Annotated in this window: 13 protein-coding genes; 4 read left to right on the plus strand and 9 right to left on the minus strand. The window is 66.9% G+C overall.

The window, feature by feature from the left end:
- The first annotated feature begins 109 nt into the window (after positions 1-109).
- Positions 110-2,599 carry a putative bifunctional diguanylate cyclase/phosphodiesterase gene (locus tag AC6H42_RS17390; RefSeq protein ID WP_497548577.1) on the plus strand — a complete coding sequence of 830 codons (2,490 nt, stop codon included), beginning with the start codon at positions 110-112 and terminating at the stop codon, positions 2,597-2,599.
- Here AC6H42_RS17390 and glcF read toward each other — a convergent pair.
- From glcF to AC6H42_RS17405, 3 genes are read right to left on the minus strand one after another with little or no spacing between them, the layout of a single operon-like run.
- A complete protein-coding gene (glcF, locus tag AC6H42_RS17395) occupies positions 2,575-3,816 on the minus strand; it encodes a glycolate oxidase subunit GlcF (RefSeq protein WP_057153248.1) in 1,242 nt (413 codons plus the stop codon). The genes AC6H42_RS17390 and glcF overlap by 25 nt on opposite strands.
- An 11-nt stretch (positions 3,817-3,827) precedes the next feature.
- Positions 3,828-4,907, minus strand: coding sequence for a glycolate oxidase subunit GlcE (gene glcE, locus AC6H42_RS17400; protein WP_057153247.1), 1,080 nt, complete (start codon positions 4,905-4,907; stop codon positions 3,828-3,830).
- Between the two features lie 10 nt (positions 4,908-4,917).
- Positions 4,918-6,414, minus strand: coding sequence for an FAD-linked oxidase C-terminal domain-containing protein (locus AC6H42_RS17405; RefSeq protein WP_497548578.1), 1,497 nt, complete (start codon positions 6,412-6,414; stop codon positions 4,918-4,920).
- A gap of 97 nt (positions 6,415-6,511) precedes the next feature.
- Here AC6H42_RS17405 and AC6H42_RS17410 point away from each other — a divergent pair, with 97 nt between their 5' ends.
- Positions 6,512-7,072 (plus strand): cob(I)yrinic acid a,c-diamide adenosyltransferase, encoded by a 561-nt coding sequence (locus AC6H42_RS17410; RefSeq protein WP_057153245.1) that lies wholly within the window; start codon positions 6,512-6,514, stop codon positions 7,070-7,072.
- Here the strand turns inward: AC6H42_RS17410 and AC6H42_RS17415 are convergent.
- Positions 7,069-7,971 carry a LysR family transcriptional regulator gene (locus tag AC6H42_RS17415; protein ID WP_497548579.1) on the minus strand — a complete coding sequence of 301 codons (903 nt, stop codon included), beginning with the start codon at positions 7,969-7,971 and terminating at the stop codon, positions 7,069-7,071. The genes AC6H42_RS17410 and AC6H42_RS17415 overlap by 4 nt on opposite strands.
- Before the next feature lie 106 nt (positions 7,972-8,077).
- Here AC6H42_RS17415 and AC6H42_RS17420 point away from each other — a divergent pair, with 106 nt between their 5' ends.
- On the plus strand, positions 8,078-9,361 hold the full coding sequence (locus tag AC6H42_RS17420) for an SGNH/GDSL hydrolase family protein (protein WP_497548580.1): 1,284 nt from the start codon (positions 8,078-8,080) through the stop codon (positions 9,359-9,361).
- 20 nt (positions 9,362-9,381) lie between these two features.
- On the opposite strand, the gene AC6H42_RS17425 is transcribed toward AC6H42_RS17420, so the two are convergent.
- The 5 genes from AC6H42_RS17425 to AC6H42_RS17445 form a co-directional block, all read right to left on the minus strand.
- Positions 9,382-10,095 (minus strand): M48 family metalloprotease, encoded by a 714-nt coding sequence (locus AC6H42_RS17425; RefSeq protein WP_497548581.1) that lies wholly within the window; start codon positions 10,093-10,095, stop codon positions 9,382-9,384.
- Between the two features lie 123 nt (positions 10,096-10,218).
- Positions 10,219-10,746 (minus strand): gamma carbonic anhydrase family protein, encoded by a 528-nt coding sequence (locus AC6H42_RS17430; RefSeq protein WP_057153241.1) that lies wholly within the window; start codon positions 10,744-10,746, stop codon positions 10,219-10,221.
- A gap of 13 nt (positions 10,747-10,759) precedes the next feature.
- Positions 10,760-12,640 carry a 1-deoxy-D-xylulose-5-phosphate synthase gene (dxs, locus tag AC6H42_RS17435; RefSeq protein WP_057153240.1) on the minus strand — a complete coding sequence of 627 codons (1,881 nt, stop codon included), beginning with the start codon at positions 12,638-12,640 and terminating at the stop codon, positions 10,760-10,762.
- Positions 12,641-13,546 carry a polyprenyl synthetase family protein gene (locus AC6H42_RS17440; protein WP_057153239.1) on the minus strand — a complete coding sequence of 302 codons (906 nt, stop codon included), beginning with the start codon at positions 13,544-13,546 and terminating at the stop codon, positions 12,641-12,643. It abuts the gene before it with no gap.
- Positions 13,543-13,803, minus strand: a complete 261-nt coding sequence (locus tag AC6H42_RS17445) for an exodeoxyribonuclease VII small subunit (protein ID WP_057153238.1) — start codon at positions 13,801-13,803, stop codon at positions 13,543-13,545. Before AC6H42_RS17445 ends, AC6H42_RS17440 begins: the two co-directional genes overlap by 4 nt.
- 314 nt (positions 13,804-14,117) lie before the next feature.
- On the opposite strand from AC6H42_RS17445, the gene AC6H42_RS17450 reads away from it, so the two are divergent.
- Positions 14,118-15,218: an aromatic ring-hydroxylating oxygenase subunit alpha gene (locus AC6H42_RS17450; RefSeq protein WP_057153237.1), complete on the plus strand. Its 1,101-nt coding sequence runs from the start codon at positions 14,118-14,120 to the stop codon at positions 15,216-15,218.

Consider the following 15,218-nt stretch of genomic DNA (forward strand, 5'->3'; position numbering starts at 1 on the left):
ATGTGACTAGGAATGATTTAAGGCTGGACGGAAACCTATGCCACTGTTGGGGAAATTGCTGTCATTGTGGATGCGCATGGGAATCTATGCCAGGCTCTTCGTCCCTATCTTGTTGCTAGTAACCGTCATTGTCAGCGTGCGCTATACGCTGATGACCGAATCCGAATCGGCCGCCGCGCGCCAGCGCTACGAAATCGAAGCGCAGCAATTGAGCCAGTACCTGGCGGCCGCCCTCAAGCCTTTGCAGCGCGAACGCAACCAGCTGGCCATTGCCGCATTGCTGGCCGGCGCCGCCGCGCACGATCCCGACCTGGCGATGGTGCGCTGGGAACACGGCGGCAACGCCACCAGCTCGGCCGGCGCGGCGCCGCTGCCGGACCTGGCCCATCCTTCCTGGCTGGGCAGGGTCACCGCCATCGAACCGCTGTACCTCAAGCTGCGCGTGCCGCTGCACGAGGTTGGCGCGGGCCCCGGCGGCGCGGGCCCCGGCCTCGCCCCCGGCACGCTGTCGCTGTGGTTCCATCCCACCCAGCCGCTGAACCGCGTATGGCGCGCGCTGCGCCAGCAAGCGGCCATCTCGGCGGTAAACATCGTCACCATCTACGTACTGCTAGGCCTGCTGATTTACCTCAACCGGCGCATGCAGCTGCGCCTCGAAAGCGCCACCGGCCGCTTCCAGAACGGCGACCTTGGCATGCGCATGCCGGTCAGCGGCTCGCCCGAGGCGCGCGCCATGGCCACCACCTTCAACAGCATGGCCAGCCAGGTGCAGGCGCTGGTGCACTCGCTGCAGGAACAGAAGGAACGCATCGAGGTCACGCTGTCGTCGATCGGCGACGCCGTCATCGTGATCGGCCTCGACGGCCGCATCGGCAGCATGAACGAAGCGGCGCAGCAGCTCACCGGCTATGGCGAAGAGCAGGCGCGCGGCAGGCAGCTGCAAGCGGTGTTCACGCTGGCCAACAACTTCGGCCACCAGGCGCTGAAGCGCACCATGCAGAGCATCTACGCCGGCGGCGCCGTGGTGCGCGCCAAGAACCAGACCCTGCGCCAGCCATCCGGCGCCAGCTTCGTCATCGAATACACGATCGCGCCCATCCGGCGCAACGAGGACGGCGGCGCGGCGCGGCTGTCCGCTGCGGCGCAGGCGGGCGTACAAGGGATAGTGCTGGTGTTCCGCGACGTGAGCGAGAAGAAGCAGCTGATCCAGCAAATGTCCTGGCAAAGCCAGCACGACCTGCTGACCGGCCTGCCCAACCGCAGCGCGCTGGCGGCCCGCTTCGAGCATGAACTGGAACTGGCCAAAGAGCACAACGCCATGCTGGCCGTGTGCATGCTGGACCTGGACCACTTCCAGCAGGTGAATGAGCGCGGCGGCCACGCGCTGGGCGATGAAATCCTCAAGCAGGCAGCCGGCCGCCTGCACAGCTTCGCCGGTCCGCGCCACTACGCCGCGCGCCTGGGCGGGGACGAATTCGTGCTGCTGCTGCCGGACCAGCCCGACCAGGCCGCCGTCGAGCACACGCTGGCGCAGCTGCTCGCGCTGCTGGCCCGCCCTTACCATTGCGAGACGCAGACGCTGTCGGTGCCGGCCAGCGCCGGCGTCACGATCTACCAGGGCGGCGACATCAGCGCCGACAACCTGCTGCGCCACGCCGACCAGGCGCTGTACCAGGCCAAGCTCACCGGCCGCAACAAGGTACACTATTTCGATGTGCACCTGGACGAGCAGGTGCGCACGCACCACAACCGCCGCACCGAAATCCGCGCCGCGCTGCGCGCCGAGGAGTTGTGCCTGTACTACCAGCCCAAGCTGGACATGCGCGCCGGCCGCATCATCGGCATGGAGGCGCTGCTGCGCTGGCGCCATCCGCAGCGCGGCATCGTCGGGCCGATGGAGTTCCTGCCGGTGGTCGAGCATACCGACCTGATCGTGGAAATCGGCGACATGGTGCTGCGCCACGCGCTGCGCCAGCTGGAACTGTGGCGCGCCAGCCATCCGGACTGGGTGGTGAGCGTCAACATCGCCGCGCGCCATTTCCAGCGCACCGACTTCGTGCCGCGCCTGACCGCCATCTTGGCCGAATTTCCCGGCGTGCCGCCGCGCATGCTGGAGCTGGAGATACTGGAATCGTCGGCGCTGGCGGACATCGGCCACGTGCGCGCCATCATGCTGGAATGCCAGGCGCTCGGCATCCGCTTCGCGCTGGACGATTTCGGCACCGGCTACTCGTCCATGTCCTACCTGAAGCGCCTGCCTGCCGAAGTGCTGAAGATAGACCAGAGCTTCGTGCGCAACATGCTGGTCGACCGCGACGACCTGCACCTGGTGTCGGCCGTCATCGGCCTGGCACGCGCCTTCAACCGCAGCGTGATCGCGGAGGGCGTCGAGACGGTGGAACACGGCGCCCAGCTGATGCGCCTGGGCTGCGAGCTGGCGCAAGGCTACGGCATCGCGCGCCCGATGCCGGCCGGCGAGGTGCTGCCGTGGACCGCCAGCTTCGCCGCCACGCCCGCCTGGCAGCGCGCCGCCCTGCTGCCGGTCGACGGCATGAGCGGCGCTCCCAGCATCCCCTACGCCAGCTTGCCCAGCGCCTGATCGATCAGTTCTATCCAGTGCTGCACCGGCGTTTCGGTGCCGGACTGCAGGTGCGTAAGGCAACCGATATTGGCCGACACGATCTTCTTCGCGCCGGTGGCCGCCAGGTTCTCCAGCTTGCGCTCGCGCAGCTGCATCGACAGCTCCGGCTGCAGCATCGAATAGGTGCCAGCCGAGCCGCAGCACAGATGGCTGTCCGCGCACAGCACCACCTCCACGCCCACGGCGCGCAGCACGCCTTCCACCTTGCCGCGTATCTGCTGCCCGTGCTGCAGGGTGCAAGGCGGATGGAAGGCCACCCGCTCGGCGATGCGGCCCCGCATGCGTTGCGCCAGCTCCGCCTCGAACTCCGGCATCACCTCGCTCAGGTCCCTGGTCAGCGCCGACACGCGGCGCGCCTTCTCGGCATAGGCGGGGTCGTGCGCCAGCAGATGGCCGTACTCCTTGACGGTGACGCCGCAGCCGGAAGCTGTCATCACGATGGCCTCGACCGGCGCGGCATCTCCGGCAACGTAGGGCCACCACGCATCGATATTGCGGCGCATGTCGTCCAGCCCCCCCTCCTGCTCATTCAGGTGGTAGCGCAACGCGCCGCAGCAGCCCGCCTTGCGCGCGGCGACCAACTGCACGCCCAGCGCATCCAGCACGCGCGCCGTGGCGGCGTTGATGTTGGGCGCCATGCCCGGCTGCACACAGCCTTCCAGCACCAGCATCCTGCGCGCATGGCTGCGCGCAGGCCTGCGCCCCGCAGCCGCGGCCGGCGGCAGCTTGTCCTGCAGCGCCGGCGAGAGCACCGGCTTGAACAGGCGCCCCATGGCCAGCGCCGGCTCGAACAGCCAGCGGCGCGGCAATGCTTCTTTCAGCACGTAGCGTTTCACGCGCTCGGCCAGCGGCCGCTGCACGCGCTGCTCGACCACCTTGCGGCCGATGTCGGCCAGGCGGCCGTACTGCACGCCGGACGGACAGGTGCTCTCGCAGTTGCGGCAGGTCAGGCAGCGGTCCAGGTGGGTCTGCGTTTTCTGCGTCACGGGCGCGCCTTCCAGCACCTGCTTGATCAGGTAGATGCGGCCGCGCGGGCCATCGAGCTCATCGCCCAGCAGCTGGTAGGTGGGACAGGTGGCGGTGCAAAAGCCGCAATGCACGCAGGCGCGCAGGATGGCCTCGGCCTCGTCGCCTTCGCGCGTGTTCTTGATGAAGTCTGCCAGGTTGGTTTGCATGGTATCGGAGTCTACATGCGGCCGGGGTTGAAGATACCGGCCGGATCGAAGGCCTGCTTCAGGCGCTGGTTGATCTTCGCCACGGCGGACGCCGGCGGATGAAACGCGCCGGCACGTTTGTCATCGGCGCGGAACAGCGTGGCGTGGCCGCCCGCCGCCGCCACCGTGCGGCGGACATCCTGCGCCGTATCGGCGGTGGGCGCCGCGTCCACTTTCAGCCAGCGCTGCGCGCCGCCCCATTCGATCAGCTGCTCGCCTTTCAGGATGATGGAGCTGGCCGCTGGCGGCACCGACAGCCGCCACAGGGCGCCACCATTGAAGTGGCCGTGCGACTGGTCGCGCAGGCTGGCCCAGAACGCCGCCGCTTCGCCATCAGGGACGCGCGCACCGTCCATGCGCGCCAATGCCGCGCGCACCGCTGCCTCCGCACCCGACAGCCGCAGCGTCAGCACGCCCCGGTGCCAGCAACTGGCCGACAGCGGCAAAGGCTGCCCGGCCCACTCATTCAGGCGCCGCAGCGCATCGATCTCGCCCAATTCGAAACGCAGCGCGGCTTCGCATACCGGCAGCGGCAGCACCTTGAGCGACACCTCCAGTATCAATCCCAGCGTGCCCATCGAGCCGGCCAGCAGGCGCGAAACATCGTAGCCCGCCACGTTCTTCATCACCTGCCCGCCGAAGTTCAGCACCTCGCCCTTGCCGTCCATGAGCTTGGCGCCCAGCACGAAGTCCCGCACGCCGCCGGCGCTGGCGCGGCGCGGCCCGGCCAGGCCGCTTGCCACCACCCCGCCGATGGTCGACCCGGCGCCCAAGCGCGGCGGCTCGAACGCCAGCATCTGGCCGTTGGCGGCCAGCAGTGCCTCCACCTCGGCCAGCGGCGTGCCGCAGCGCACCGTGATCACCAGTTCGGTCGGCTCGTAGTCCACCACCCCGGTGTAAGCGCGGGTATCGAGCAGCGCGCCCGGCGCAGCCGGGTCCATGGCCGCGTTGCCATACCAGTCCTTGCTGCCGCCGCCGCGCACGCGCAAAGGCGTTCCCGCCTCGACGGCAGCGAGTACCTGGTTACGGAATTGCTCTACGATCGCTTGCATGTGGCTCCGATTAAAAACGCGGCAAACCCGCATGCGGCAGCAGGCCTGCCGTCACGCGCATCTTGCCGAACTCCGCGCAGCGGTTCAGGGTGGGAATGGCCTTGTTCGGATTGAGCAGCATGGCCGGATCGAAGGCGCGCTTCACGCTGAAGAAAGCCTCCAGCTCGGCAGGCTTGAACTGCACGCACATGGAATCGATTTTCTCGATGCCCACGCCATGCTCGCCCGTGATGGTGCCGCCCACTTCCACGCACAGCGCCAGGATTTCGGCGCCGAAGGCCTCGGCGCGCTCCAGCTCATCCGGCTGGTTCGCGTCGAACAGGATCAGCGGATGCAGGTTGCCGTCGCCCGCATGGAACACATTGGCGCAGCGCAGGCCGTACTTCAGCTCCATCTGTTCAATGCCGATCAGCACCCGCGCCAGGTGCTTGCGCGGGATGGTGCCGTCCATGCAGTAGTAATCCGGCGAGATGCGGCCGGCCGCAGGGAAAGCGTTCTTGCGCCCCGACCAGAACTTCAGCCGCTCGGCCTCGCTCTGCGACACCTGGATGGCGCTGGCGCCGGCCGCCTCCAGCACCGCCGTCATGCGCGCGATTTCTTCTTCCACCTCTTCCAGCGTGCCGTCCGCCTCGCACAGCAGGATGGCGGCGGCGTCGGTGTCGTAGCCCGCCTTCACGAATGGCTCCACCATGCGCGAGGAGGTGCGGTCCATCATTTCCAGCCCGGCAGGGATAATTCCGGCCGCAATCACCTTGGCCACCGCATTGCCGCCGGTGACCACGTCGCCGAAGGACGCCATGATCACGCGCGCACAGGCCGGCTTGGGCACCAGCTTTACCGTCACCTCGGTGACGATGCCCAGCATGCCCTCCGAGCCGATGAAGGCCGACAACAGGTCCAGGCCCGGCGCATCGAGCGCCTCGCTGCCCAGCTCCACCACATCGCCCTCGATGGTGGCCATGCGCACGCGCAGCACGTTGTGCACCGTCAGGCCGTACTTCAGGCAATGCACGCCGCCCGAGTTCTCCGCCACGTTGCCGCCTATGGTGCAGGCAATTTGCGAGGACGGATCGGGGGCGTAGTACAGCGCATGCTGCGCGGCCGCCTCCGAGATGGCCAGGTTGCGCACGCCGGGCTGCACCACGGCCGTGCGCGAATACGCGTCCATGCGCACGATCTGGTTCATGCGCGCGGTGGACAGCACCACCCCGTCGGCAATCGGCATGGCGCCGCCGGACAGCCCGGTGCCCGCGCCGCGCGGCACGATGGGCACGTTCATGTCGCGGCACACCTTGAGCACCGCCAGCACCTCCTGCTCATTGGCGGGCAGCGCCACGATCATGGGCGGCTGGCGGTAGGCCGACAGGCCGTCGCACTCGTAGGGCCGGGTGTCCTCCAGCGCGGACAGGATGCTGCTTGCCGGCAGCGCGGCGCGCAGGGCCGCCGCGACGCTGTGCTGGCGCTCGGCCGTAAAGGCCGGCGTGGCTACTTGGGTGGCTGTGGTCATGGGAGTGGAGCATATCGCCGATGAAGTACTGATTGTAAGGCACCCAAGCCGAAATTATCGTATGCTCGCTGTCATTCCAGAAATAAGGGGCAATACCATGGGCAACCGACTCTCGAAAATCGCCACCCGCACCGGCGACAACGGCACCACCGGCCTGGGCGACGGCAGCCGCACCGACAAGGACAGCCTGCGCATCCACGCCATCGGCGACGTGGACGAGCTGAACTCCAACCTCGGCCTGCTGCTCAGCGAAGCCATGCCGGACGACCTGCGCGATGAACTGGTGGGCATCCAGCACGACCTGTTCGACCTGGGCGGCGAGCTGTGCATCCCCGGCTACCAGATGATCAAGGAGGAACATGTCGAGCAGCTGGACGCGCTGCTGGCCAAGTACAACGCCACCCTGCCGGCGCTGACCGAGTTCATCCTGCCGGCCGGCTCGCGCGCCGCCGCCATCGCCCACGTGTGCCGAACGGTCTGCCGCCGCGCTGAGCGCAGCATCGTCACGCTGGGCAAGGCCGAGGCCCTGCACGAGCACCCGCGCCAGTACGTCAACCGCCTGTCCGACCTGATGTTCGTGCTGGCCCGCGTGCTGAACCGCTTCGCCGGCGGCAGCGACGTGCTGTGGCAGCACGAGCGCAAGAGCAAGAAGGGTTAAACTTCGAATCCTGCCTGTTGCGGCAGGCGCGCCTGGAGAAAGTCCATGAACAGCCGGGTGCGCAACGGCTGGTGCCGGCGGGAGGGATAGATCAGGCTGAGATCCTGCGCGGCGCCGTGCCAGTCCTGCAGCACGCGGGTGAGCTTGCGGCTTGCCAGCAGGTCCTGCACCAGCCAGGCGGGGCACAGGCCGATGCCGGCGCCCATTTCCAGGCTTTCGCGGATCGCCAGCGCGTTGTTGACGCGGTAGCGGCCCTGGGTTTGGATGCGCACGCTGCGCGCGCCGTTATGCAGTTCGACCATGCCGCCGGTGCTGAGCCAGGCGAAGCGGATGTAGTCGTGCGCCGCCAGGTCCTCTGGCTGGTGCAGCGTGGGGCGGCTGTGCAGGTAGCCGGGCGATGCCACCAGCCAGCGCGGCGAGCCGGCGATCTTGCGGGCGATGGCGTTGGGCGGCAGCTCGCTTCCCAGGCGCAGCGCGACGTCGACGCCCTCTTCCACCAAGTCCGCCATGCGGTCGTTCAGTATCAGCTCGATTTCCATTTCCGGGTAGTGCGCGAGGAACTCCTGCACCAGCGCGTTCAGGCGGAACTGGCCCAGCGCGACCGGGGCGTTTACGCGCAGCAGGCCGGCAGCGCTCTGGCTTTCGCCGCGCGCCTCGGCCACGGCTTCGGCGTAGTCTTCCAGCACGCCCTTGCTGCGCTGGTAGAAGCGCTGGCCCTGCACGGTGGCCGACAGGCTGGAGGTGCTGCGTTCGAGCAGGCGCACGCCCAGGCTGTCTTCCAGGGCCGCGACGACCTTGCTCACCGTGGGCTGCGTGGTGCCGTGTTCGCGCGCGACGGCGGACAAGCTGCCCAGTTCGACGGCGCGCACGAAGTACTGCAGGGAGCGGATGGTGTCCATGCCGGGTCCTCATTCTATATTGGAATGAATCATAGTCCATTTCAACAGCTTCCGCATGGGATTGGAATGAATGAAGATGTCTGCACACTGACTCAAGGAGCACATCATGTTCAAGACCATAGCCACCATAGCCACCATCGGCGCTGCCGCCGCCCTCGCCTCGTCCACCGCAGCGGCCGCAGCGGCCGAACAGTGGCAGACCAGCTGGTACGCGGCGCCGCAGCCCGGCTGGGATGCGGGCTTCGCGCTGCCGACCAATATCCCGCTCAGCCTGCAGAAACAAACCGTGCGCGAGACGCTGCGCCTCAGCGTGGGCGGGCAGCGCGTGCGGGTGGTGCTGTCGAACCGCTATGGCACGGAGCCGCTGGTGATCGGCGAAGCACAGCTGGCCCGCAGCGCCGGCAACGCGGCAGGCGGCGCTTCCAGCGCCATTGCAGGCGCGCCGGCGGGCATTCTGACCTTTGGCGGCCGGCGCTCGGTGACCGTGGCGCCCGGCCAGCAGGCGGTCAGCGACGCGCTGGACTTCAGCGTGCGTGCGCTTGAACGGTTGAGCGTGTCAACTTACTTTCCGCAGCGTGCGGCGCCGTCCACCTTCCACTGGGGCGCGCAGCAGACGGCCTTTGTCGGCCGCGGCAACCAGGCCGGCGCGCGACAGTTGTCGGAGGCGGCGCCGCTGCAAGGACGCGTGTTCCTGAGCGCGATCCACGTCAGCGGCGGCGCGCCGGCAACGGCCAGGGAAACAGCGATGGCGACGGGCGGCACGGTCGTCGCCTTCGGCGACTCGCTCACAGACGGCAACGGCTCCACGCCGGACCATGACCGCCGCTGGCCGGACTACCTGGCCAGGCTGGCCGCAGCGCGCGGAATCGGCGTCGCCAACGCCGGGATTTCGGGCGCGCGGGTACTGGGAGACCGCATGGGCGAGCGGGCAGCAGCGCGCTTCGAGCACGACGTGCTGGCGCAGCCGGGCGTGCGCAGCGTGATCATTGCGCTGGGCATCAACGACATCGGCTGGCCCGCCAGCGGCTTCGCCCCGCACGATCCGGCCATGCAAGCGGAAACGCTGATCGCCGGCTACCGCAAGCTGATAGAACGCGCCAGGGAGCGCAAGGTGAAGGTGGTCGGCGCCACCATGGCGCCTTTCGAGAACGCGCTGCAAGGCACTCCCCTGTCGGATCACTACAGCCCAGCCAAGGACGCCGTGCGGCGCCAGGTGAACGACTGGATACGCGGCAGCGGCGCCTTCGACGCGGTGGCGGACTTCGACGCCGTTCTGCGCGACCCGGCGCACCCGTCCCGCATGCTGCCCGCGTACGACTCGGGCGATCACCTGCACCCCGGCGACGCCGGTTACGAGGCGATGGCGAAGGCTGCCTATGAGGCGCTGTAGGGCGCATCGCGGCGTCGAGGTCATCGCTCCAGCAGCCGCGCCATGCCGCGCGACATGCTGATGCGCGAGGCGTGCGAGGGATGGCTGGCGACCAGGGACTCACCGGCGCCGCCGTCCGCGTCCGCCAGCTTGCGGTAGAAACTGAGCATGGCCGACGTGGGCCATCCGGCGCGGTGCGCCAGCACCATCCCCAGCTGGTCCGCCTCGCGCTCCTGTGTGCGGGCCAGGCTTGCCAGGCGCAGTTGCAGGGACAAGTCGCTGTCGAGCCGCAGCATGACCACGTCCACCGGCACCAGCGGCCGATAAACCAGCTGCGCTTCGGACAGGAACTCGCGTGAGTGTTCCGCAATGGCGTGCGCCACCTCGTGCGCCAGCAGCACGGCCAGTTCGCTGTCGTCCAGCGCCAGCCGCCGCACGAAATCGGCGCCCACCAGCAGCTTGCCGCCGGCCAGGCAGACCGCTTCGATATCCGGCCCGCTGGCCAGGTGCACTTCCCACGGCCAGGACGCCGCTTCCGGTTTCAACTCAATGGCGGCGGCGATCAGTTCCCGGCTGATGTAGCGCAGGCGGTGCAGCAGCGCGCGGTCCGCATCGAGCCGGCCGGCGGCGGCCAGTTCCACCACCTGCTCGATGTAACGGTCTTCCATGCGTTCGCCGACCTCTTCCGCGCCGAAGCGCAGCTCCTGCCAGCGGCCGGAATCGGGCACCTGCGCCGGCGCGGCCTGCGGCAGCAAACATGCTGCAAGCAGCACCGCGGAACAAGCGCAGCGGGCGCAAGAGCGCATGGCGATCCCCCAGTATTGGAATAAACCGTTTATACCAATATAGGAGAGCGCGGGCGCCGCCGCAAGGGGGACTTACCTGGAATGGTTGTTTTTGACGCGGACGTAGTGTTCGGCCGAATACTTCAGGTAGGCGATTTCTTCATCGGTGAGCTTGCGCACGCGCTTGACCGGGCGGCCAACGTACAGGTAGCCGCTTTCCAGCACCTTGCCGGGTGCAACCAGGCTGCCGGCGCCGATCATGACGTGCTTTTTCACCACCACGTCGTCCATGACGATGGTGCCCATGCCGATCAGGCATTCATCGCCGATCTCGCAGCCATGCAGGATCACGGAGTGGCCAATGGTGACGTAGTTGCCGATCACCAGCGGCGAGCCGTCCGGCTTGGCCGCGTTCTTGTGCGACACGTGGCCCATGGCAAAGTCCTGCACATTGCTGCACTCGCCGATGGTGATGCGGTTCACGTCCCCGCGCAGCACGGTGTTGCACCACACGGAGGAATCGCGCCCGATGCGCACGTCGCCGATCACTTGCGCGGTCTCGTGCAGGTAGACCCCCTCGCCCAGTTCGGGCGAGGTGTCGAGGTAGGAACTGACTGGCATAGCGTGCTTGCCTTCAGCCGTTGTTGACCACGAGGCGCGGCTCGTCGCTGCCGTCCGCCGCCACGAAGCGCGCCTTGATGGAGGCAGCGATGCCGGCGGCGTCCAGGCCCACGCTGGCCAGCAGTTTGGCCGGGTCGCCATGGTCGATGAACTTGTCCGGCAGGCCGAGCATGAGCACCGGCTTGACGATGCCTTCGGCGGCCAGCGCTTCGGCCACGGCGGCGCCGGCGCCGCCCATGATGCAGCCCTCTTCCACCGTCACGAAGTAATCATGGTCGGCGGCCAGCTGCCTCACCAGGTCCACGTCCAGCGGCTTGACGAAGCGCATGTTGGCCACGGTGGCGCCCAGCTGCGCGCCCGCCGTTACCGATGGCGCCACCATCGAACCGAACGCCAGGATGGCGATCTTCTCGCCTTTGCGCTTGATCTCGCCCTTGCCGATCTCGATCGCATCCAGTTTCGGATCGATGGCCGCGCCGATGCCCGCGCCGCGCGGATAGCGGATGGCGGCCGGACCGTCGTAGTGGTAGCCCGTGGTGAGCATCTGGCGGCATTCATTCTCGTCCGACGCGGCCATCACCACCATGTTGGGGATGCAGCGCAGGTAGGCCAGGTCGTAGTTGCCGGCGTGGGTGGCGCCGTCCGCGCCCACCAGGCCGGCGCGGTCCAGCGCAAAGGTCACGTCCAGGTTTTGCAGCGCCACGTCGTGGATCAGCTGGTCGTAGGCGCGCTGCAGGAAGGTGGAGTAGATCGCCACCACCGGCTTCAGGCCTTCGCAGGCCAGGCCCGCGCCGAAGGTGACCGAGTGCTGCTCGGCGATGCCGACGTCGAAATAGCGGTCCGGGTATTCCTGCTCGAAGCGCACCATGCCCGAGCCTTCGCGCATGGCGGGTGTGATGCCGACCAGGCGCTGGTCGGCCTTGGCCATGTCGCACAGCCAGTTGCCGAACACTTCGGTGTAGGTGATCTTGCCGGCCGGAGCGGGCTTGATGCCCTCGGCCGGATTGAATTTGGGCGTGCCGTGGTACAGCACCGGCTCGGCCTCGGCCAGCTTGTAGCCCTGGCCCTTCTTGGTCACCACATGCAGGAATTGCGGACCCTTCAGCTTCTTGATGTTCTCCAGCGTCGGGATCAGCGATTCCAGGTCATGGCCGTCGATCGGGCCGATGTAGTTGAAACCGAATTCCTCGAACATGGTGGCCGGAACCACCATGCCTTTCGCATGCTCTTCGAAGCGCTTGGCCAGCTCCAGCACGGGGCCGGGCAGGACCTGCTTGCCGACATTCTTGGCGGCCGCGTAGAACTGGCCCGACATCAGGCGCGCCAGGTAGCGGTTCAGCGCGCCCACCGGCGGCGAGATCGACATGTCGTTGTCGTTCAGGATCACCAGCAGGTTGACGTCCTCCTGCACGCCGGCGTTGTTGAGGGCCTCGAACGCCATGCCGGCGGTCATGGAACCGTCGCCGATGACGGCGATGGCGTGGCGGTGCTCGCCCTTGATCTTGGCCGCCTGCGCCATGCCCAGCGCGGCCGAGATCGAGGTCGACGAGTGCGCGGTGCCGAAGGTGTCGTATTCGCTTTCCACGCGGCGCGGGAAGCCGGAAATGCCGTCCAGCTGGCGCAGCGTGTGCATCTGCTTGCGGCGGCCGGTCAGGATCTTGTGCGTGTAGGTCTGGTGGCCCACGTCCCACACGATGCGGTCGTGCGGCGTGTTGAAGACGTAGTGCAGCGCCACGGTCAGTTCCACCGTGCCCAGGTTGGACGACAGGTGGCCGCCCGTCTTGGAGACGGAATCGAGCAGGTAGTTGCGCACTTCGTGCGCCAGCGGCGTGAGTTGGGTGCGTGCCAGCTTGCGCACGTCTGCCGGGTCGTTGATATTTTCAAGCAAGTTCATTTATGCCTTCCGCTGCACGATCAGATCCGCGAGTTCGCGTAACCGCAGAGCTTTTTCTCCAAACGGCGCGAGCGCAGCATGCGCGTCGCGCCGCAATGTTTCCGCCAGCTCGCGCGACGGTTCCAGACCCAGTATCGAAACATAGGTCGGCTTGTTGTCGGCCGCGTCCTTGCCGGCGGTTTTGCCCAGCGTGGCCGAATCGGCCGTGGCGTCGAGCACGTCGTCCACCACCTGGAAGGCCAGGCCGATGGCGCGCGCATAGTCGTTCAGCGCGGTCAGTTCCGTCTGGTCCAGATCCTTGCCGGCCAGCGCGCCCAGCACCACGGACGCGCGCAGCAAGGCGCCGGTCTTCAGTTGATGCATGCGCTCGAGCTGTTCCAGCGTCAGGCTCAGGCCCACGCTGTCCAGGTCGATCGCCTGGCCGCCGCACATGCCGGCCGAGCCGGAAGCATGGGCCAGCAGGCGCAGCATGGCCGCCAGGCGCCCCGGCGGCAGCGCCGCGCCGTCCGCCGCGGCCGCGTCGGCCAGCACCAGGAAGGCTTGCGATTGCAGCGCGTCGCCCACCAGCAGCGCGGTGGCCTCGTCGTAGGCCACGTGCACGGTCGGCTTGCCGCGGCGCAGTTCATCGTCGTCCATGCAGGGCATGTCGTCGTGCACCAGCGAGTAGGCATGGATCATTTCGACGGCGGCGGCGGCGCGGCTCAGTACTGCGGCGTCGGCGCCGAACAGGGCCCCGGCCGCGTACACCAGCAGGGGACGCACACGCTTGCCGCCCCCCAGCAGCGCGTAGCGCATCGCTTCGTGCAATTTGGACGGCACGGCGCCGGCGCCCGGCAGGTAGGCGCCCATATCCTGCTCCATGCCGGCCTGGATGGTTTTCATCCAGTCGTGGAAGGCCGCGCTCATGCCAGCTCCTCGGCGTCGGCGAAAGGCTTGAGCATGCCGCCTTCCAGCACCTTGACCTGCGCTTCCACCTTGTCGAGCTGGCCGGCGCAGTATTTAACCAGTTCCGAGCCGCGCGCATAGGCCGCGACGGACGCTTCCAGCGGCAGCTGGCCCGCTTCCATTTGCGTCACCAGTTGCGCAAGCTCCGCCATGGCTTCCTCGAAGGAAGCAGGGGCGGATGCGGCATTCACGGGGTCAGCATTCAATTTCTTAGACATAAGCACTCAAATCGGTAAGGCCGGGCAGCGTTCAGGGGCCGCCAGCGCAGTGTAGCCCGTTATTTTAGATCAAACCAACCAATGCAGTGGAATTAACACTTCGGCACAAGTGCAACCGGCGCTTACAGTGTTGCTCTCCAGTCTACCCTGTCGGCGAGGCAATCGGGCGCCCTTGTCAGGAAAGCCAGCGGAATATAGGCATTTCACGGTATAATCTCCGGTTCTGTCCGAAATACCGTTTCAAAAACTGAATTCAGGTCTTTACGGATTCTGTCTCTTCTTGGTTTGCAGCACTTTAATTAAGGGGGGTTGGGATGTCCGATCTGGCTACCCACGCCAAGCTAGCGCGCTCCAACGCGCAACTTCCGGTTAACGTCTATTTTGACGAAACGCTACTGCAGCGTGAAATGCAGCAACTGTTCAAAGCAGGGCCGCGCTATGTCGGCCATGAACTGATGGTGCCGAACGCCGGCGACTTTGCGACCCTCGTTTCCGAAAACGAAGGGCGTATGCTGGTGCGCAACGCCAACGGCCTTGAAGTGCTGTCCAACGTCTGCCGCCACCGCCAGGCGCTGATGTTCAATGGGCGCGGCAACAGCAACACCATCGTCTGCCCGCTGCACCGCTGGACCTACGACCTGAAAGGGGAGCTGATCGGCGCGCCGCACTTCCCCGAGACGCCCTGCCTGAACCTGCCCAAGACCAGGCTGCAAAGCTGGAACGGGCTGCTGTTCGAGCAGAACGGCTACAACGTCATGGACAAGCTGAAGGAAATGTCGGTCTCCAAGGACCTGGACTTCAGCGGCTATATGTTCGACCACGTGGAAGTGCATCAGTGCGACTACAACTGGAAGACCTTCATCGAGGTCTACCTGGAGGACTACCACGTCGAGCCCTTCCACCCCGGGCTGGGCGGCTTCGTCAACTGCGAAGACCTGCGCTGGGAATTCGGCGCCGACTACAGCGTGCAGACGGTGGGCGTGAACCGCAGCCTGCGCAAGTCCGGCTCGCCGGTGTACCAGAAATGGCACGAGCAGGTGCTCAAGTTCCGCGGCGGCGAACCGCCCGAATTCGGCGCCATCTGGCTCACGCTGTACCCCAACATCATGGTGGAGTGGTATCCGCACGTGCTGGTGGTGTCCACCCTGTGGCCGGACGGCCCGCAAAAAACGCGCAACGTGGTGGAGTTCTACTATCCCGAGGAAATCGTGCTGTTCGAGCGCGATTTCGTGGACGCCGAGCGCGCGGCCTACATGGAAACCTGCGTCGAGGACGATGAAATCGCCCTGCGCATGGACGCCGGCCGCAAGATCCTGATGCAGCGCGGCGAAAACGACGCCGGCCCGTACCAGTCGCCGATGGAAGACGGCATGCAGCACTTCCACGAGTGGTACCGCAGCAAAGTCGCTTTGTAA

The organism is Massilia sp. NBRC 108631, assembly GCF_059704565.1.